This window comes from Gemmatimonadota bacterium (assembly GCA_040882465.1).
Lineage (GTDB): Bacteria > Gemmatimonadota > Gemmatimonadetes > Longimicrobiales > Gaopeijiaceae > JBBEBG01.
Window position 1 is genome coordinate 34,807 of sequence record JBBEBG010000025.1, and the last position, 17,730, is coordinate 52,536.

Genomic DNA, 17,730 nt, shown 5'->3' on the forward strand with positions numbered 1-17,730 from the left:
CGCGCGGACTGATCCTGCAATGTCTGCCCTGAACGAGCGGGACGGGCAACCCTCGGCCGAGTGAACCGGAGACCCCCCGTTGCAGATGGACCCGTATCTCCCGCGAGTTCTCGAGGTCGTGCGTACACTCGCCCTGGAGTGTGGTGGACCCCGGGCCTTTCAGGCCGTGACGCCCGAGGCCTCCCTCGTTCGCGACGTGGGCCTAGACAGCCTGGAGCAGGTGGAGCTCCGGGTCCGCCTCGAGGCGGCCTTCGGGGTCGAGCTCCCGGACGACACGCTCTCCCTGGACACCCCAGCGGGGCTGGCCCGGGCCGTAGGGGATGCCCACGCCGCCGCTCCGGTCGCCCCTCCGGATGTGGTGGCCCCTGTTCCGGGCCCCGGCATCCAGCGGGCCGAGGGGGCCGACACCCTTCACGGGGCCCTCGTGAAATGGGCTGACGCAGAAACGATGCGCCCCCATGCCTATCTCCGGCAGGACGACGGCTCGTTCACGATCCTCACCTATGGAGAGCTCGGGCAGGGTGCTGCCGCCCTGGCCTCGGGAATCCGGAGCCGAGGGATCCAGCGGGGGGAGGCCGTGGCCCTGATGCTTCCCACCGGCGGCGACTTCCTGCGTGCGTTCATGGGCATCCTCCTGGCGGGCGCGGATCTGGATAAGAACATCGCATGTGTGCCGGACGCCGCTGGAGAAGACGTCCTCGAGGTGACGGCGGACGACGTCCGCGTCACCCATCCGAAGGAAGGAAGCGATGGGCTTCCCCACGAGCCGCCGCCGCTTGATTGCGAAGAGAGCGGCGGCGGCGCCGTTGGCCTCTCGGATCCTGCCCGAACGATCCAGCTTGAGATAGCCAACGGCCGCGACGGCGTAGAGCTCGGAGTACCGGCTGTCGCTCTGCTCGACGTGGAGCTGCGCAGCCCGAAGCTCCCCACGCAGCTTCTCGATCTCGTGCCGGAGCCGCTCCACATCGCCCGCACGAGGGTTCCCGCGTTCCGTGGACGTGGGCCGAACGAACCGCACTCTCGGATTCGATCCGTACAGCGTGCTCGGGCGGCCACCTTCGGTCCGTTCTTTCGTCCGGTCGGTTGGTTCCGGGCGCTCGTCGGCGCGGCCCGGCAGCTCCTCGGTCCGGGCGTCGCCCTGCGTTCGAGCCGATCTGGTGAGGTCGTTTGTCGCTGTCACGGCGGCCCGCCTTTCCCCTCGAGATCGGGCTGATTCGTGTCAGAAGAGGACTGCAATTTACCTCTGCCGGGAACCCGGTAACAAACCCGTTCTTCCGCGTCCGGACACCGCCCCCGCAAGTGGCGCGGACACAGGATTAGCAGAATGAGATGGAAATTAGCTTGTTGGGCGCGACGCCGCGCCAGGGAGACAGGGAGTCCGCTCGCGGCACAGAATGGCCCTCGTCAGAGGCACGTCACAGCCCGTCCCTTCGCCGTCGCAGGCGGTGTAGGCGCGGCCCTGCTCGTCCCCTCGACAGTTTCCCACCGGCCCCGAGAGGCGAGCGGCAGGGCCGAAAGTGATGGCATCAGGCGGACAGTGTGGCCCATCTTGGGACGACCGATCGGGACATGTCGTCTCGGCCGGGCCTGGTCCTTTACGGACGCGGCCCCGACCCCCGAGGGGCGGCGTTAGCCTCCCACCTTGCGCCCCAAGTCACGCTCGACGGCTTCGACTGCCGCATCCAGCGCGCTGACCGACGGTGCAGAGGTCGTGCCACTCGCCACCGACGGCTCGCCGTGCGCGCTCGACGCGGTGCGTTTCCTTGCGCCCCGTCCTCCCTCCGGGGAGCCGGTCCACGTCGACCTCACGACGGTGCTTCCACCCGAGCGCTTGTGCATCCGTACTCGCGCCTCCGCGGACCGCGCGCCCCGGGACGTGGCACCGTGGTGGCGCACGAGTCTGGCTTGGACCGCGGCCGAGGAAGAAGTCCTGGACGCCGCGGAAGTCGAGTCGAGACGGCGGTTCGCGGGCGGCTCTCCCTCGAGAGCGTGGCCGAGTTTCTCCAGCGCCCGGAGGAGTTGTGAGCGGTTCGACCGAGTCGCGTGTGTGGGTCGCCGTGAAGGCCGCCTTCCACCAGATCGCGCCAGTCGTGGACTTCGATCGGCTCGACTCCGGCGCCGACCTCCGGGACGAGGCCGACCTCGACTCCGTGGACATCGTGAACCTCGTCGTCCTGCCTTCCTGCTTCGGCTTCGATCCGGCGCTCACACATCGAAGATGACTCGGGCGTACCAGACGCCCGCGTCCCGGAGCTCGGCCACGAGTCCGTGGAGCGTCACCCCTTTGATCTCCGTGTCCGGAGGGCCGCTCGGCGTCCCGCCCCGGGCCCGGCACCGGGCCCGCAGATCCGGCCTCTGGCCCAGGAGCACCACGTGGCAGCGCGCCAGCGCGAAGCCCTCGGCAGCATGGAGGAAGAGCAACTCCCTCAGGACGTTTCTGAGGAGGAGAGACGGCTCCGCGCCCGCGACCTCAAACGTGCGCAGCTCGTGCGCCGGGGGACGAACGTCGCCCAGCATGAGGCGGGTCATCGCCACGGCTGCTCCCGCGATGACCGACTCCAAGGAAGGGCCTTCTATCTCGAGGCCGATGTCGGCCGTGTGGTCGAGGGCCCGGACCCTTGCTTCGGAATCGTCGGTCATGGTGCCAGGCAGGGAGGACGGCCCTCTATCCCTTGAGAACCCCCATGGGATGAAGGCGGACCACTTTGCGACCGATGCCGGCTCCGGCCACCACGTCCACGACCTCGGCCACGTCCTTGTACGCCTCCGGCACCTCTTCGGCGATCGTGGCGAAAGAGGAGGCCCGAACCTCGATTCCCATCTCACGGAACTCCTTCCGAAGGCTTCGCCCGGCCACCATCTTCTTCGCCGCCGTACGGCTCATCCGCCTTCCCGCTCCGTGGCACGTCGAGCCGAACGTCTCCTGGTAGGCGGCCTGGGTTCCCAGGAGCACGTAAGAATAGCGTCCCATGTCTCCCGGGATGAGGACGGGCTGACCGAGCTCGCGGTAGAGGGGAATGAGCTCCGGGTGACCCGGAGGGAAGGCTCGCGTGGCGCCCTTCCGATGCACGCAGAGCCTGCGCAGGGCCCCACCCACCTCGTGCGTCTCCCACTTGGCGTTGTTGTGTCCCACGTCATAGATCTGGGTCATCCCCATCTGCTCCCAGGGGCGTCCCAGAACCCGCTCGAATGCCTCCCGAACCCGGAACGCCATCATTTGGCGGTTCGCGAACGCGTAGTTCGCTGCGGCGTTCATCGCCCCCATGTAACGCTTGGCTTCGGGCGAGTCGAGCGGAGCGCACGCGAGCTGACGATCCGGAAGGTCGATTCCGTAGCGGGCAGCCGCCTCGAGCATCACATCCAGGTAATCGTCGCAGACCTGGTATCCGAGCCCCCGCGAACCGGAGTGGATGAAGACGCACACGGTGCGGTGCTCGAGTCCCAACCGCCGGGCGGCGTCGGCGTCGTGGACCTCGTCCACGTAGCCCACCTCGATGAAGTGGTTTCCCGACCCGACGGTTCCGAGTTGAGCCATGCCCCGCTCGATGGCACGGGGGCTCACCTGGCTCGGGTCCGCCCCGGGCAGGATTCCCCCGGCTTCCGTGCGCTCCAGATCCTCCTCCAATCCGTATCCGTGGCGCACGGCCCAGGCCGCGCCTTCCACGAGGACCTCTTGGACCTCGGCCACCGTCAGGCTGAAGCGTTTATAGTGAGAGCCGACTCCCGCAGGCACATCCCTCATGATCTGGTTCATGAGGTCCGCGAGATGGGGCCGGACCTCCTCCTCCTTCAGGTCGGTCCGAAGGAGCCGGACCCCGCAGTTGATGTCGTAACCGACTCCACCGGGCGAGATGATCCCACCCGCGTCTGGATCGAAGGCCGCCACCCCGCCAATCGCGAACCCGTATCCCCAGTGGATGTCGGGCATGCCGATCGAGCGACCTACGATACCGGGGAGACAGGCCACGTCCGCGACCTGTCGGACGGCCTCCGCCCCCCCTTCGCCCGGGGCCGCCAGGGCCGCCATGAGGGCGTCGTCGGCGAAGATGAGTCCCTCGACCCGCATCTTCCCCTGGCGAGGGATCACCCAGCGCCAGGGATCGACTTGGCGCAGCTCGATCTCGCCGAGAACGATCGAGCGAGGCTCGGCCTTCGGCGTCACGACCACCTTTCCTCGATGGCGCTCCGGAGGGACAAGTCGGGGTGGAGAGTGACGACTTTCGGGGTCATTGGTTCGCGTAGCGTGAGCATGGAGTTTCCTCGAGTTCCGGCCGGTCCTGGCCAAGAGTCCATGACTCTTCACCATTCGGGCACTCGATCGGAAAGCGCAACATCCGTGCCCCAGTCCCAGGAGCGCCGAATGGACGCGCCGGCCGGAGCCTTGAGCCGAACTGTCCCGCGCCCGCTCGTGCATCGGGACGTAGCGTCCCACCGGCCGATCCGAACCCGCCTACCCGACGGGCCCTCCCAGGGCGCGCCCCGGGCCGATCCCCGACCATGCGGGCCGACAGGCACGCCGCGTGCATTCCTATCCCGGTCAGGCTCCCCGGAAAGACCGGGCGCACGAGTAAGACCGACAGAGAACAGGGGGGATCATGTCTGTCGCCAAAGTCACCGAGATCACCGCGAACTCCCCGAAGAGCTTCGAGGATGCGATTCACCAGGGGCTCTCCCGGGCGAGCAAGTCGCTCAAGGGGATCCAGGGGGCGTGGGTGAAGGAGCAGAAGGTGGCGTGGAATGGCTCCGGAATCAGCGAATACCGCGTGACGATGAAGGTGACCTTCATCCTCGAGGACTGACCCGCATGCCGCACAAGGAGATGCTCTTCCGCTCGGAAGCGCGTGAGAAGGTGCTCAAGGGAACCGCGACGCTGGCGGACGCCGTGCGCGGGACGCTCGGACCCAGGGCTCGCTCCGTCCTGATCGAGCGGAAGTGGGGAAGGCCTCTTGTCTGCGACGACGGGGTCACGATCGTGAAGGAGTTGGACCTCGAAGATCCGGTCGAGAACCTGGGGGCTCAGCTCCTGAAGGAGGCTGCCGAGCGCACGGGCGATGTCGTGGGAGACGGTACGACCACGTCCACCCTCATCGCGCACGCGATCTTCGCAGAGGGAGTGCGGAACGTCACCGCTGGAGCGGCAGCCGTCGACGTTAGGCGGGGCCTGGAGAGGGGGCTCCGGCGTGCCGTCGAGGCCCTCGCACACCTTTCGCGCCCCGTTGCCGGTCGGGACGAGAAGGCCCAGGTGGCGTCGATCTCGGCCCACGGGGACACCTTCGTGGGCGGGATGGTCGCGGACGCCGTGGAGAAGGTTGGCGCGGAGGGCGTCATCACGGTCGAAGAGGCGAAGGGGACGGAGACCGTCCTGGACCTGGTGGACGGGATGCAGTTCGACCGGGGTTATCTCTCCCCGTACTTCGTCACGGATCCCGAGAAGATGGAGGCGGTCCTCGAGGAGCCTCTGATCCTCCTCTGCGAGAAAAAGATCGCCGTGATGAAGGATCTCATGCCGCTCCTCGAGCAGGTGGCCCGGGAGGCACGTCCGCTCCTCATCGTCGCGGAGGACGTGGAAGGAGAAGCGCTCGCCACACTCGTCCTGAACAAGATCCGCGGAGTCCTTCCCTCACTCGCGGTGAAGGCCCCGGGGTTCGGGGATCGCAGGAAGGAGATGCTCCAGGACATCGCGGTCCTCACAGGCGGACGCCTCGTGAGCGAGGACATCGGGCTCAAGATCGAAAACCTGAGTATTGGGGATCTCGGCTCCGCGGCGCGGATTGTCGTGGACCGGGACACCACGACGATCATCGGCGGCGGCGGTGTAGCGGGCGAGATCGAGGGTCGCGTGAAGGAGCTCCGGCGCCGGATCGAGGACACGACGTCGGACTACGACAGGGAGAAGCTCCAGGAACGGCTCGCGAAGCTTTCTGGAGGCGTCGCGGTCATCCGGGTCGGGGCCCCTTCCGAATCCGAGATGAAGAGCCGAAAGGAAGCGTTCGAGGACGCGATCAACTCCACAAAGGCGGCCGTCGAGGAGGGGATCGTTCCCGGCGGCGGCCTGGCGCTCCTCAGGGCGATCCCCTCAGTGGAGGCGGAGGCGGCGGCGGCGGAAGGAGACGAGCGAACTGGCATCCTCATCCTCAGGCGGGCACTCGAGGTGCCGGTCCGCCAGATCGCCGAGAACTCGGCGGTGGACGGGGGAGTCGTCGCGGACCGGATGCGGAATGGAGCGGGCAACTGGGGCTTCGATGCCGCCCGGGGCGAATACGTCGACCTGATGGAGGCCGGGATCATCGATCCCACGAAGGTCGTCCGAGTCGCCCTCGAGAACGCCGTGTCGGTGGCCGGCGTGCTGCTATTGGCCGAGGCCACGATGACCGAGGTGCGTGAGCCGGAGCCGGCGCGGTCGCCGGCGGCCGAGACCTACTGATGACGGCCCCGGTGAGAGCTCGGAGTCGGGCTACCACAGCGGGGGTGCAGGTCACTTCTCGATGCGAGCGAGCGCTCACGGGCCTCGCTCTGTGGGCGTTCTTGTCTCTTGTGCTCGGGGCCTGTGGGCTCGCCGTATCGGGCGCCATCCCCACGCTCGGCAATCCGGACGCGTACCAACGTTTCGTGGCCGAGCAACCGGTTCAGTTCACGGGCTTCAAGCTGTTCTACGAGCAGGACGTTCCTCTCATGAGCCCGATCGAGGTGCTCGGCCTCCGCCCGGCCCCCCTGCTCGTCATCTATCAATGATCGCCAAACTCGACTCGATATCGGAGGTTCACATGACCGTTGCACAGGACACCACCGTACGGGACATCCTGCAGAAGGACGTGATCACGATCCCGCCGAACGCCCCGGTTTCCGATCTCATTCGGAGGCTCGAATCCTCGGGGATCACAGGCGTGCCCGTCGTGGATGAGCAAGAAGTGCTCGTGGGGGTCGTCACCTCCCGGGACGTCGTCCGTCTGGCGCGGGACCTCGGAACGATCCCGGAGGCGGCGCGTTGGGGACTCGGCGTCGGCGGTCCGCATCCCGAGGTCGCCTTCTTGGATTCGCCCCTCGAGGGGGAGTTCTTCGCCTACTACGTGACCCCCGGTGGAGGGTTCGTGGACATGCGGGATCGGATCCGGGAGATCCCGGGCGACGCATTCGACGGATACTCGGTCGAGGACATCATGACACGCGACCCGGTCATGATCGGCCCGGACGCCACCCTCGCCGCAGCGGCCCGCCTCCTTCGGGACAAGAACGTCCGCCGAGCTCTCGTCGTTCGCACCGGGAAGCTCGTGGGGATCGTCACCGCCACCGACATCCTGGATGCCGTTGCCGAGAGCTGAGCCTAACCGGGGTCGGTGCGAAAGAGCCGCCTCCGGCCTCCTCAGAGGTCATGATGATCCGAAGGCGAGCCAACAACGAGGACGTCGAGCGGGCCCTGCGTGAGATGGCCCTCTTCCTCGAGATGGAGGAGGTGCCCTTCAAGCCGGCCGCCTACCGGAGGGCCGCATACGCCGTGGCGGCCCTGGACCGTCCGCTTTGGGATCTCTACGAGGAGGGCGGCGCCAGGGCTCTGCGCGCCTTGCCCGGCATCGGAAAGGGCATCGCCGATCGCGTGGCCGGGATGCTCGAGAAGGGGCGGATGGCCGACCTCGACGCGCTCCGCAAGAGGACGCCGGTCGATATCCTCGCCCTCACGGCCATCGAAGGCGTGGGCCCGAAGAGGGCGCGAGCGTTCTGGAAGGCTCTGAACGTTCGCACCGTCGAGGATCTCCAGCACGCCGCTAGCGAAGGGCGCATCCGCACGTTGCCCCACTTCGGCGAGCGCAGCGAGCAGAGAATCGCCGAGGCCATCCAGTTCTACCAGGAAGCCGCCGGCCGCCGGCCACTGGGCGAGGCGCTGGGTGTCGCGCGCCGCATCGAGGGAGCCCTGAGGGGTGTGACGGGCGTCGTCGAGGTCGCGGTCGCGGGCTCGATCCGCCGACACCGCGAGACCGTTGGAGACCTGGACGTGGTCGTGGCCGCCGAGGCGGGGGAAGGAGCATCCGCCGCCTTCCGGTCCCTGCCCGAGGTGCAGTCCGTCCTCGCCCACGGGCCGGCCAAGACGCTGGTGCGTCTGTCGAACGGAGTGGACGCCGACCTGCGCGTCGTGGATCCCGAGAGCTTCGGGGCCGCACTTATGTACTTCACGGGAAGCAAGGCCCACAACGTCGCCCTCCGGAGGATCGCCCGGAGCCAGGGGCTAAAGCTCAACGAATACGGGCTGTTCCGGGGCGCCCGCCGCATCGCCGGCAGGACCGAAGAGGAAATCTACGTCGGGCTGGGGCTCACGTGGGTTCCTCCCGAGATGCGCGAGGACACCGGCGAGGTGGAGCTGGCCAGTAAGAACGCGTTGCCGGCCATCCTGCGAGCAGACGACATACGAGGCGATCTCCAAGTCCACACGGATTGGACCGACGGCTCGGCTTCCATTGGCCGCATGGCCCGCGCGGCTCGGGAGCTCGGACGTGAATACATCGCGATCACGGATCACACCCGTGACCTCACCATGACCGGCGGGCTCGACGAAGACGGCCTCCGAGCACAGGCGAAAGAGATTCGGAAGGTGGACCGCGAGCTGGAGGGGATCCGGGTGCTCGCGGGGGCGGAAGTGAACATTCGTGCCGATGGAACCCTCGATGTGGACGACGACGTCCTCGCCGAGCTGGACTTCGTCGGAGCGGCCATCCACTCGCATTTCGACCAGCCCCGCTCGGTGGTGACACGGCGGATCGTCCGGGCCATCGCAAACCCCCACGTGGACATCCTATTCCACCCCATGGCGCGATCCCTCGGGAGGCGGCGCGCGGTTGCCGCGGACTTCGAGGCGGTGATCGAAGCCTGCATCCGCACGGGTACCGTGCTCGAGATCGACGCGCAGCCCGAACGTCTGGACCTGTCCGATTCCCTGGCCCGCCGCGCGGTCGAGGCGGGTGCCCGGATCGCGATCGACTCGGATGCCCATACGACGGACGAGCTGCGTCATATCGAGTCGTACGGTGTCGGAGTGGCCCGCCGAGGGTGGGTCCAGCCCGAGCACGTGATCAACACGCTCCCGGTAGACGACATGCTGGCGGCGCTCAAGCAGGGACCACCTTGAACTGGAGCTCGAAATGCAAGTGACACCGGAAATCGCGCTCAGGGACGTACCTCGGACCCCCGAGATCGAGGCCGCCATCGTGGACGGGATCGCGATGCTCGAAGAAACGGGTCGAAGGATCACGAGCTGCCGAGTCATGGTCGAGCTTCCCCACCGCCGGCATCGCAGCGGGAACACCTACCACGTGAGGATCGACCTGAGGCTTCCCGGGACGGAGATCCTGGTGAACCGGCCACCCCCGCTCTCCGGTCCCGAGGAGCCCATGGTCGCGATCGCCGACGCTTTCGCGACCGCGCGCGCGCGACTCCTGCATGGCGCCGAGAAGCGTAGGGACAGTCGGAAGCCGCGTGAGGAAGCGCATCCGATGGGAAGGGTGGCTCGGCTGTTTCCATCCGACGGGTACGGCTTCCTCGAGACGCCGGACGGGCGCGAGGTATACTTCCACGAGAACGCGGTCACGGGACGGGGCTTCGGTGAGCTCCAGGTGGGGCAGGAGGTTCAGTTCTCGGAGGGGTCGGGCGACGAGGGCCCGCAGGCGTCGGCCGTGATTCCATAGGGATTCGCGTCCGCGAGCCCCAGAGCGACACCGCAGAGCAAAGGAGGAGAAATGTCCGTTGGAAGAATTTGCACCCGCGTGGTGGCCACGGCGGGTGGCGAGGAGAAGGTGGCGGAGGCCGCGCGCAGGATGGTCGAGCACAACGTAGGGACTCTCGTGGTCGTGGATGCGGATTCGAAGCCCCGCGGGATCCTCACGGACCGGGACATCGTGATTCGCTGCGTGGCCCGGAACCTCTCGCCGGAGGACGCAAGCGTGGGCGAGATCATGACGGCTCCCGTGCGATCCGTGGACGAATCCACGCCAATCGAGCAGGTGCTCGGGACCATGGAGGGGGCGGGAACGCGACGCATGGTGGTGACCGGAAAGGGGGGAACGCTCGCCGGCCTCGTGTCGGTGGACGATATCCTCGAGCTTCTGGGCGACGAGGTCTCGCGTATCGCGGGCATCCTGGCTCGAGAGGCGCCCGTTCTCACGCCCCGAACCTGAGAGCCGGACCTCGTCCGGATCGAATGCCACGGCCGCACCAACCTCCGCGTGGAGGGTGTCGAGAAGGGCGCCCACCCGTGCCTCTTCCCCCTGGGAGAGGCCGAGGGGCACCGAGCACCTCATCCTCGAGGCGTTCGCCCGGATTCCGGATGACGAGGACCACCTGGAGTTGGTGCCCGGCCGAGGCTCGCTTCCTCTCCGGCGGGGATGGGCTGGAGGGCGAAACGCTCCTCCCCGGTTTCCGCTGCCCGGGCGCGCGAATCTTCGAGGGGTAGGCCGGATCGCCCCGGGCGGACCCGGGCCCGAACGAGCAGGGTAACATCACACCACTCTTTCCCGCCCCTCCCATCGGCAACGCATGAACCTGCTTGTCCCGCTTGCCATCGGGCTCACCTTTCTCGGGTCGGCCATCATCGCCCTCCCCGCCCTCGCGGTGGAGTGGGCCCGGCGGAGCACACCCGAGGTGGTCTTCTCCGTGGACACGGCGGAGAAGATCGTGGCGCTCACGATCGACGACGGACCCTCCGCCGCCACCCCTGAGATCTTGGAGGTCCTCGAGAGGTACGGGGCCCGGGCGACCTTCTTCCTCATTGGCGAGGAGGTGGAGCGGCGCACGGGCCTGGTCCGGACGGTTGTCGAACAAGGGCACGAGCTCGGACATCACATGATGCTGGACGCGCCGTCGCGGGAGCTTCCGGACGACGTCTTCGCATTGGACTTCGACGAGATGGACCGCCGGCTCGACAAGCTTGGGGGGAGCAGCCTCTTCCGGCCCGGTTCGGGGTGGTACGACGACCGGATGGTCCGCGCCGCCGCGGAGCGCGGGTACCGCACCGTCCTTGGATCCGTGTACCCTTTCGATGCCCAGATTCCGTGGCCCGGATTCCTCTCCTGGTACGTTCTCCAGAACGCGGGTCCCGGGTCGATTCTCGTCCTCCACGACGGGGCCGAGCGCGGCCCGAGAACCGCCGAGGTGCTGCGCTCCGTCCTTCCGGAGCTGGCCCGACGGGGCTACAGGGTCGTCACAGTCTCGGACCTGCTCGCGCTCGAGTAGCCGTACGCCCCTTCGCGCACCTCCTCGCACCCCCCCCGGGACCGGCTACCGCTCGGCCAACCGGACGGGGCTCGCCCCGGGAAGGGTCTCGCGTAGGCCGAATAGGCCCCGCACGCGCGGGATCCGCCCGACCGCCTCCAGCACCAGGACCGTCCCGGCGAAGGAGAGTCCCAGGATCACGAGGAACTTGCCCGCGATCGGCAGTGGCCACTGCACGACGTAGAAGGCCACGATCACGATCGCGGTCTGGTGGAAAACGTAGAACGGGTAGACGCGATCCCCCCAGTAGCGCAGGGAGGGAGAGGAGAACGCCAGATACTCGCGCGCGGCCCCGGTGAGGAAGACGAGCCACGACCAGGTGGAAAGCGTGAACCCGGTCCAGAACGTGATGTGCCAGAGCGACGGATCCGCGGGGATCCGCTCGTACACGTTTCCCGGCTGCGCGAAGAGGAAAAGGCCGAGCGAGGTGAGCACGGCGGGAAAGAGCGCGCTTCGCCAGTCCCGGCCGATTGCTTGCCCGAGGCGGGGCTCCAGCATGACCGCGAAGCCGAGCACGTAGACGGGAAAGAACCAGGCGTGCGTAGCCCAGTCCCCGACGACCGCGCCCGTGGTCCGCGTAAAGTAGGGACGGAGCAGGATCTGTCCCAGGGCGAGGGGAAGGAAGAGCCAGAGGATGCCGCCGGGCCAGTCGCAAGCGCGCGAAAGCGTCCCGAGCCAACGGCGTCCGCGCGGGCTCTGGAGAAAGCGGAACGCGGGCAGGCCCACCACCGTGTACGCGAACAGGTAGGCCAGAAACCAGAGGTGGCCCCACGAGAGGTTGCCTTCAGGAAAGACGCCGTCGAAGAAATGGGGGTAAAATGCGAAGTAGCTGCCCTCGAACTCCCCGCGCGACACCCGCCGCAGGTACACCTGGGGAGGCACCACCACCAGGATGCCGGCCACCAGCGGCACGAAGAGCTTGAAGAGACGCTCCCGGAGGAAGTGGCCGCTGTCCCGGCTCCGGAGGGCGAACCAGGCGCTCTGCCCCGCGAGCATCATGAAGAGGGGCATGAGCCACGGCCCCATGAACACGGTGAACTGGCCCAGCGCCCGGCTGGGCTCCGCGTTCTCGATGTGCCAGTCGTCGATCGGGCTGAACACCTGGGCCGCGTGGGTCACGAAGACCAGGAGGATGGCGAGCAGCCGCAACCAGTCGATGTCGTCGCGGCGTGCCACTCTGAAATCCGGCGCCGTAAGGGCTTTCACGGCTCCGGAGGCCGGAGGGTCTCCAGGTAGGCGACGAGCGCGACGATTTGCGCCTCCGGGAGGTCGTCAAAGGCGGGTTTCCTGACTCCGGGCCGCGCCGCCTGGGGATCTACGATCCAGAGGCGGATCTCCGCGCCGCTCAGCCGGCCGCCGACTCCGTCCAGGGGGCTCCTCGGGCTCCCCACCCCGGCGATCGAGTGACAGGCCGAGCAACGCTGCTCCTGGTAAACCCGCCTTCCCTCGGCAAGGACAGAGTCGTGGGTCTGGACGGGTTCCTGGATCGGGGGAACCGCCTCGATGCCCGTGGACGGGGTCGCCGCGGCGACAGGTGGGACGCCCGACGCGCGCTCCTGAAGGCCTCCGAACAGGAGCGCGCCGGCGATGACCAGAATCCCGGTCCCCAGCGCGGCTCCTCTCGCCGTTTCTTCTCTCATGGTTCCGCTCCCTCGATCAGACCAGATCGAAAAGCTCTGTATGGATCCGCGACGTGGGAATCCCCAACTCGCGGAGGTATCGGCCAACGGCCCGGTTCATGGGAACCGGACCACAGACGAAGTACTCGAGGTCGCGCCGCTCCGTGGGGAGGTGCCGGTCCAGCATCTCCCGGGTGATCCACCCCCGCTCCCCGGCCCATCCCTCCGGCGGGTCCTCCAGCACGTGGACGACCCGAAGGTCCATGCACTTCTCGAGCTCGGCCACGGCCTCCCCCAGAGGCACCCGGTCCAGCCGGCTGTGCGCCTGGAAGAGTCGGTGCGGGCGCGTGTCTCCCCGGTCCGCGAGGGCCCGGAGCATGCTCACGATCGGCGCGACTCCGATCCCTCCCGCGATGAAGACGTACCCGGCGGCCTCCGGGCAGCGGTCGATGGAGAAGGCCCCGTAGGGGCCGTCCACGTAAGCGGCCTCCCCGGGTCGGATCCGGCCCACCGTACGGGTGAAGTCTCCGAGCTCCTTGATCGTGAACTCGAGGCGCCCTCCGGGGGAGGGGCTGGAGGCGATGGAGAACGGGTGCTCCTTCATGGCGAAGGGGGAGTGGCCCAGGGAGACCCACGCGAACTGGCCCGGGTCGAACGAAAACCCCTCGTGTCCCTCGGGCTCCAGGGCCAGCGTCCACGAGTCCCCGGGCTCCGGTCGCACGTCGGTGACCCGAAAGGGGGAGCGAAGCAGGCGCCAGGGCCCGAGCACCCTCACCCAGACGACGATCCCGACAAGGGAGAAGCCGATCCCGACCCATAGAACGCGAACCGCGGGCGTCCCCGCGTAATACCCGATTCCCCCCATATGCGCGAGGGCGAGGCCCACGGCCCCCGAGGCGAGGAGGAGATGCGCGACCCGCCAGGCCTCGTATGGAATCCGGAGCCGCTTTCGCCAGGCGGAGCTCGCCACGAGGACGAGAAGGAGGAAGAGGGAGGTGGTTCCGGCCGCCATCTCCCACGGCGCGGCGAACGGGTTCATGTAGGAGAGGAGCGCGGGATTGATCGCGATCAGTACTACCGGGTGCGCGAGCAGGACCGCGACCGCCACGTACGCGAGGTAGCGGTGAAAGTAGTAAATCGCGTCGATCCCGAAGGGGGCCGTGGCCCGGCGAAAGCGGGCGGTGAGGAGGAACTGCACGCCCATCATGACGAGTCCCGCGAAGCCGAAGCCGATCGCCACGTCCCACCAGAACCCTCCCCCCGCCGGGGTCGGAGCCAGGAGCAGGACGACGAGCGGCGTGAGCACGACAGCCAGATAGACGGCGAGCCAGAACGCCCCGTGAAGCACGGTTCTCATTCCGTCACCCCGGTCCCGACATCAGAGTCCAGTCCCGACAATCAGAAGAAGGTGAGCGGGGTGGTGAAGTCGAAGCCCCACATCGTGCGGCTCCCCATCGAGCTTCCCTGGAGCGTGGTCGTGGCGGCGTTCGTGGCGTGGAAGGAGACCGAATGCGGGCTCCTCGGGATCCAGAGCTGGAGGCCGGCGCTCCAGGCGATCTTCTCCCCCGCCTCCCGGTCCACCACGGACACGACGTCGGCGGCGAGCGCGACCGAAGGGCGGAGCCGGGCCAGGATGCCCGCCCCCAGGGCGACCCGCGAGTCCCCCGAGCGGTAGGCATCCGAGAAGGCCCGGACGGAGCCGAAGAGCTGAAGCTCGGACACCGGGAGCCGGACGGACACCTCGCCGTCGAAGCTCTCGGCCGCCGTGTTGTAGGCCGCCGCCACGGCCAGGCCGACCGGCGCCCCCTCCACCGGCCTCAAGGGCGCCCACCGGGCGAAGAGCTCCAACTCGTTCGACCTCCCTACCGTGGATCGGCTGGCATACTGGGCCGCGAGCAGCACATCGGTCCGGACCGGATACCCGACCATGGAACTCGTGGACGCGGTCGCGCGGTTCTCACCGCCCCGCCGCACGCGCCACATCCGATGGACGAAGGTGAGGTGAAGCTCATCGCCGATCCAGTCGCCCTGGAGGTTCGGCGTGCGCTCCAGCACGGACTGGGCGCGAGCGCCCTGGGGCGGCGCGAGGAGGATGGAGAGAACGAGGAGGGCCGAAAGGCCGATCACTCGAGCCGTCATGGTGGGCTCCTCAGGTTGGTCGTATTGGGCATGAAAAGGACCGGAGGTTCCGGTCTCGCGAGAGCTCACGTTCAGGCGGAGGTCCGCCGGAGCTCTCGGGATGAGGGGAATGCAGTAACTGTGCCGACCACCGGATCCTGGCGCCGCGGCGGTACTCCGGGGACGGAGAGGGCGACCCGTCCCCCGCCGGGTCCCGATATGAGACAAAACGACCCGTGCATAAAGGGCCGGCGGCGGGGCCCGTGCCTCTGTTTGCGCGCTCCGACGCCACGTGCCGACCTGGCACGGGATCTGCGCTTCCCGCCGTCGTCGGCCCCGAACCAAGTCGGTGCGGCTGGCCGCGACGATCGTCCCAACCTATTCCGGGCGTAGCTTCCATGACCGACTCCGTCCGGGACATTCTCCGCACCGCGGTCCGCGTCGCCCTGATGCTCGGGGTCGCCTGGGCCGTCGTCTTCCTCAGCCGCGGGGGCCTCGAGGGCGTCCGGCCCGAGGCGGTAGCCTACTCGCGCTTCCTGGAAGCACTCGACCGGGAGGAAGTGGCGGAGGTGTCGATCTCGCCCGAGGCCGTCGTCTGGCGCGAGCGGGCTGCTCCCGAAGGCGTCGTCTTCCGCGCTGTGCGGGTTCCCGGGGTCGATGACGCGGAGATCGTGGCCCGCCTCCACGAGACCGGCGCCCTGATCGTGGGGGAGTTCCCTGGAGAGGGGTGGGGCCCGGTGCTCGTGTGGCTCCTCCCCATGGGCGTCCTGCTCCTCTTCTGGGCCTGGTTCCTCCGTGGAATGGCGGGGAGAGGACGCCCGGAGGCGCTAAGCTTCGGCTCCAGCCGGCCGAAGATCTGGGACCAGACCACCGCCCGCGCGACGTTCGATGACGTGGCCGGGGTGGACGAAGCGGTGACGGAGCTCCGCGAAGTCGTGGACTTCCTCCGTAACAAGGAGCGCTATACCCGGATCGGGGCGCGCATCCCCAAGGGAGTCCTCCTCGTGGGTCCCACGGGCACGGGCAAGACTCTTCTCGCCCGTGCCACTGCCGGTGAGGCGGGGGTGCCGTTCTTCACCACCTCCGGCGCCGAGTTCGTCGAGATGTTCGTCGGCGTAGGCGCGGCGCGAGTCCGGGATCTCTTTCGTCAAGCCAGGGAGAGGGCTCCGTGCATCGTGTTCATCGACGAGATCGACGGGCTCGGGAAGACCCGGGCGGGACCGGGCTCACCCGTGAGCAACGACGAACGGGAGCAGACGCTGAACCAGCTCCTGATCGAGTTGGACGGGTTCGACGCCTCGGGCGGAGTCATCATGATGGCCGCCACCAACCGTCCGGACCTCCTCGACCCGGCGCTTCAGCGGCCGGGGCGCTTCGATCGTCAGATCTTCGTGGACCGCCCGGACCTGCGGGGCCGGGAGGCGATCCTGGCCATCCACGCGCGCCGAATTCAGCTCGAACCCAACGTGGACCTGAGGGTCGTGGCGGCCCGTACACCCGGGTTCGCCGGGGCTCAGCTCGCGAACGTCGTGAACGAGGCGGCTCTGCTTGCGGTGCGTGGCTATCGAGAGCGCGTCACGATGAAGGACCTGGACGAAGCCATCGACCGGGTCATGGCCGGGCTGGAGCGGACCAGCCGTGCACTCATCGCACGAGAGCACGAGATCGTGGCCCACCACGAAATGGGGCATGCGCTCGTCGGGATGCTCCTTCCCAACGCCGATCCCGTCCACAAGGTCAGCATCGTTCCGCGTGGAGCCACAGCGCTCGGCGTTACCATCCAAACCCCTCTGCACGACCGCTATCTCCTGAGCGAATCGGAACTGCGGGACCGCCTGACCGTGGAGCTCGCCGGGCGCGCCGCCGAGGAGATCGTCTTCGGGGAGGGGAGCACGGGATCCGCCGACGACCTTCAGGGGGCAACGGAGCTCGCCCGCCGGATGGCCACCCAGTTCGGGATGACGGAAGGAGTGGGGCCCGTCTCCCTGGAGGACGGACCGGGCGCTTCCTTCAGCGAGCTTTCCCTGCTTCCTCAACGGTATTCGGAGGCGACCGCGCGTGCGGTCGATCGCGAGGTGCGCCGGCTCGTAGAGGAGGCCTATTCCCGCGCCCTGCTTCTTCTCCGCGAGAAAGAGGACGTCCTTCGTACCCTGGCCAAGGAACTCAAGGAAAGGGAAGTCCTCGAGGGGGAGGAGCTGGCGAGCCGGATGCAGGAGTTGGGATGCTTCGCGCCGGAGGTCTCGGGGTCGCCTCGATAACGGAGGAGATAGATGGGCGCAGGACGATATCGCCGACCCTAGCCTCCGCCGCGATGTTCGCCGGCATCCTCGAGATCTCGGTGGACGCGTCCATCTCCATCGACGACGAGCAGCGGATCATCCTCTAACACGACGCCGCTCCCCGCGAAGATCTATGCGAACGAGGGGATCGCGCAGCTCATCTTCTTCCAGAGCGACGAGGAACCGGAGACGGCGTACGAGGACCGGAAGGGGAAGTACCGGGACCACCAGGGCGTGACCCTGCCCAAGCTCTGAGCGCCTCCGCGTCCCTGAAACGAAAGCCGCGTTTGGGCCGAAGGCCCGCTGTGAGTGAAGCGAGCCCCCCTGTCCCAATTCGTCGTAGCCACCGGGCCGATTTGTCCCCATCGGACGCATTCGCTGTCGGCGCCGGGACGGCCAACTATCTGACCCACAACTCCTTCGCCTCTCCGGTGCCGCAGTTCCTCCGTGGCCCGCCGAAT

The 17,730-nt window shown here is 68.0% G+C and carries 19 protein-coding genes and 1 pseudogene; 14 read left to right on the forward strand and 6 right to left on the reverse strand.

Features of this window, described 5'->3' with window-relative positions; all coding sequences use genetic code 11:
* Positions 1-85: 85 nt before the first annotated feature.
* Both WEG36_07525 and WEG36_07530 read left to right on the forward strand, forming a co-directional pair.
* Positions 86-1,213 (forward strand): phosphopantetheine-binding protein, encoded by a 1,128-nt coding sequence (locus tag WEG36_07525; protein ID MEX1257451.1) that lies wholly within the window; start codon positions 86-88, stop codon positions 1,211-1,213.
* An 808-nt stretch (positions 1,214-2,021) separates the two neighbouring features.
* Complete coding sequence (locus tag WEG36_07530) at positions 2,022-2,222, forward strand: hypothetical protein (GenBank protein ID MEX1257452.1); 201 nt, start codon at positions 2,022-2,024, stop codon at positions 2,220-2,222.
* Here WEG36_07530 and WEG36_07535 read toward each other — a convergent pair.
* Both WEG36_07535 and WEG36_07540 read right to left on the reverse strand, forming a co-directional pair.
* The gene (locus WEG36_07535) at positions 2,206-2,640 is read right to left on the reverse strand and encodes an archease (GenBank protein MEX1257453.1); all 435 of its coding nucleotides are present in this window, start codon (positions 2,638-2,640) and stop codon (positions 2,206-2,208) included. The two genes, WEG36_07530 and WEG36_07535, sit on opposite strands and share 17 nt — an antisense overlap.
* Positions 2,641-2,665: 25 nt before the next feature.
* Positions 2,666-4,162 (reverse strand): RtcB family protein, encoded by a 1,497-nt coding sequence (locus WEG36_07540; GenBank protein MEX1257454.1) that lies wholly within the window; start codon positions 4,160-4,162, stop codon positions 2,666-2,668.
* 433 nt (positions 4,163-4,595) lie between these two features.
* On the opposite strand from WEG36_07540, the gene WEG36_07545 reads away from it, so the two are divergent.
* The 9 genes from WEG36_07545 to WEG36_07585 all read left to right on the forward strand — a co-directional run bounded on the left by WEG36_07545 (position 4,596) and on the right by WEG36_07585 (position 11,214).
* Entirely contained in the window at positions 4,596-4,799 is a 204-nt protein-coding gene (locus tag WEG36_07545; GenBank protein MEX1257455.1) for a dodecin family protein, read from the forward strand.
* Positions 4,800-4,804: 5 nt separating this feature from the next.
* A complete protein-coding gene (gene groL / locus WEG36_07550) occupies positions 4,805-6,424 on the forward strand; it encodes a chaperonin GroEL (GenBank protein MEX1257456.1) in 1,620 nt (539 codons plus the stop codon).
* Positions 6,424-6,732, forward strand: coding sequence for a hypothetical protein (locus tag WEG36_07555; GenBank protein ID MEX1257457.1), 309 nt, complete (start codon positions 6,424-6,426; stop codon positions 6,730-6,732). The genes groL and WEG36_07555 overlap by 1 nt, the downstream gene beginning before the upstream one ends.
* A gap of 32 nt (positions 6,733-6,764) precedes the next feature.
* Positions 6,765-7,319 (forward strand): CBS domain-containing protein, encoded by a 555-nt coding sequence (locus WEG36_07560; GenBank protein MEX1257458.1) that lies wholly within the window; start codon positions 6,765-6,767, stop codon positions 7,317-7,319.
* A gap of 50 nt (positions 7,320-7,369) precedes the next feature.
* On the forward strand, positions 7,370-9,115 hold the full coding sequence (polX, locus tag WEG36_07565; protein MEX1257459.1) for a DNA polymerase/3'-5' exonuclease PolX: 1,746 nt from the start codon (positions 7,370-7,372) through the stop codon (positions 9,113-9,115).
* Between the two features lie 13 nt (positions 9,116-9,128).
* On the forward strand, positions 9,129-9,671 hold the full coding sequence (locus tag WEG36_07570) for a cold shock domain-containing protein (GenBank protein ID MEX1257460.1): 543 nt from the start codon (positions 9,129-9,131) through the stop codon (positions 9,669-9,671).
* Between the two features lie 51 nt (positions 9,672-9,722).
* On the forward strand, positions 9,723-10,160 hold the full coding sequence (locus WEG36_07575; protein ID MEX1257461.1) for a CBS domain-containing protein: 438 nt from the start codon (positions 9,723-9,725) through the stop codon (positions 10,158-10,160).
* 149 nt (positions 10,161-10,309) lie between these two features.
* The gene (locus WEG36_07580) at positions 10,310-10,435 is read left to right on the forward strand and encodes a hypothetical protein (GenBank protein MEX1257462.1); all 126 of its coding nucleotides are present in this window, start codon (positions 10,310-10,312) and stop codon (positions 10,433-10,435) included.
* 83 nt (positions 10,436-10,518) lie between these two features.
* Positions 10,519-11,214, forward strand: coding sequence for a chitin deacetylase family protein (locus tag WEG36_07585; GenBank protein ID MEX1257463.1), 696 nt, complete (start codon positions 10,519-10,521; stop codon positions 11,212-11,214).
* Between the two features lie 45 nt (positions 11,215-11,259).
* On the opposite strand, the gene WEG36_07590 is transcribed toward WEG36_07585, so the two are convergent.
* Genes WEG36_07590 through WEG36_07605 form a run of 4 tightly spaced genes read right to left on the reverse strand, consistent with a single transcriptional unit; the run spans position 11,260 to position 15,011 of the window.
* The gene (locus WEG36_07590; protein ID MEX1257464.1) at positions 11,260-12,429 is read right to left on the reverse strand and encodes an acyltransferase family protein; all 1,170 of its coding nucleotides are present in this window, start codon (positions 12,427-12,429) and stop codon (positions 11,260-11,262) included.
* Positions 12,430-12,455: 26 nt separating this feature from the next.
* Complete coding sequence (locus tag WEG36_07595; protein MEX1257465.1) at positions 12,456-12,893, reverse strand: cytochrome c; 438 nt, start codon at positions 12,891-12,893, stop codon at positions 12,456-12,458.
* A gap of 16 nt (positions 12,894-12,909) precedes the next feature.
* The gene (locus WEG36_07600) at positions 12,910-14,229 is read right to left on the reverse strand and encodes a ferric reductase-like transmembrane domain-containing protein (protein MEX1257466.1); all 1,320 of its coding nucleotides are present in this window, start codon (positions 14,227-14,229) and stop codon (positions 12,910-12,912) included.
* A gap of 41 nt (positions 14,230-14,270) precedes the next feature.
* On the reverse strand, positions 14,271-15,011 hold the full coding sequence (locus tag WEG36_07605; GenBank protein ID MEX1257467.1) for a hypothetical protein: 741 nt from the start codon (positions 15,009-15,011) through the stop codon (positions 14,271-14,273).
* A 377-nt stretch (positions 15,012-15,388) separates the two neighbouring features.
* On the opposite strand from WEG36_07605, the gene ftsH reads away from it, so the two are divergent.
* The 3 genes and pseudogenes from ftsH to dcd all read left to right on the forward strand — a co-directional run bounded on the left by ftsH (position 15,389) and on the right by dcd (position 17,524).
* Positions 15,389-17,248 (forward strand): ATP-dependent zinc metalloprotease FtsH, encoded by a 1,860-nt coding sequence (gene ftsH / locus WEG36_07610; protein ID MEX1257468.1) that lies wholly within the window; start codon positions 15,389-15,391, stop codon positions 17,246-17,248.
* Positions 17,212-17,376, forward strand: coding sequence for a hypothetical protein (locus WEG36_07615; protein ID MEX1257469.1), 165 nt, complete (start codon positions 17,212-17,214; stop codon positions 17,374-17,376). The genes ftsH and WEG36_07615 overlap by 37 nt, the downstream gene beginning before the upstream one ends.
* A pseudogene (gene dcd, locus WEG36_07620) lies at positions 17,372-17,524 on the forward strand (dCTP deaminase). The gene WEG36_07615 and the pseudogene dcd overlap by 5 nt, the downstream one beginning before the upstream one ends.
* Positions 17,525-17,730 lie beyond the last annotated feature (206 nt).

Excerpts from the sequence above, each read along its gene's own strand:
- WEG36_07525 (MEX1257451.1), top strand. The coding sequence starts at position 86 with ATGGACCCGTATCTCCCGCGAGTTCTCGAGGTCGTGCGTACACTCGCC.
- WEG36_07535 (MEX1257453.1), bottom strand. The coding sequence starts at position 2,640 with ATGACCGACGATTCCGAAGCAAGGGTCCGGGCCCTCGACCACACGGCC.
- WEG36_07545 (MEX1257455.1), top strand. The coding sequence starts at position 4,596 with ATGTCTGTCGCCAAAGTCACCGAGATCACCGCGAACTCCCCGAAGAGC.
- groL (MEX1257456.1), top strand. The coding sequence starts at position 4,805 with ATGCCGCACAAGGAGATGCTCTTCCGCTCGGAAGCGCGTGAGAAGGTG.
- WEG36_07555 (MEX1257457.1), top strand. The coding sequence starts at position 6,424 with ATGACGGCCCCGGTGAGAGCTCGGAGTCGGGCTACCACAGCGGGGGTG.
- WEG36_07560 (MEX1257458.1), top strand. The coding sequence starts at position 6,765 with ATGACCGTTGCACAGGACACCACCGTACGGGACATCCTGCAGAAGGAC.
- polX (MEX1257459.1), top strand. The coding sequence starts at position 7,370 with ATGATGATCCGAAGGCGAGCCAACAACGAGGACGTCGAGCGGGCCCTG.
- WEG36_07570 (MEX1257460.1), top strand. The coding sequence starts at position 9,129 with ATGCAAGTGACACCGGAAATCGCGCTCAGGGACGTACCTCGGACCCCC.
- WEG36_07575 (MEX1257461.1), top strand. The coding sequence starts at position 9,723 with ATGTCCGTTGGAAGAATTTGCACCCGCGTGGTGGCCACGGCGGGTGGC.
- WEG36_07580 (MEX1257462.1), top strand. The coding sequence starts at position 10,310 with ATGACGAGGACCACCTGGAGTTGGTGCCCGGCCGAGGCTCGCTTCCTC.
- WEG36_07585 (MEX1257463.1), top strand. The coding sequence starts at position 10,519 with ATGAACCTGCTTGTCCCGCTTGCCATCGGGCTCACCTTTCTCGGGTCG.
- WEG36_07595 (MEX1257465.1), bottom strand. The coding sequence starts at position 12,893 with ATGAGAGAAGAAACGGCGAGAGGAGCCGCGCTGGGGACCGGGATTCTG.
- WEG36_07600 (MEX1257466.1), bottom strand. The coding sequence starts at position 14,229 with ATGAGAACCGTGCTTCACGGGGCGTTCTGGCTCGCCGTCTATCTGGCT.
- WEG36_07605 (MEX1257467.1), bottom strand. The coding sequence starts at position 15,011 with ATGACGGCTCGAGTGATCGGCCTTTCGGCCCTCCTCGTTCTCTCCATC.
- ftsH (MEX1257468.1), top strand. The coding sequence starts at position 15,389 with ATGACCGACTCCGTCCGGGACATTCTCCGCACCGCGGTCCGCGTCGCC.
- WEG36_07615 (MEX1257469.1), top strand. The coding sequence starts at position 17,212 with ATGCTTCGCGCCGGAGGTCTCGGGGTCGCCTCGATAACGGAGGAGATA.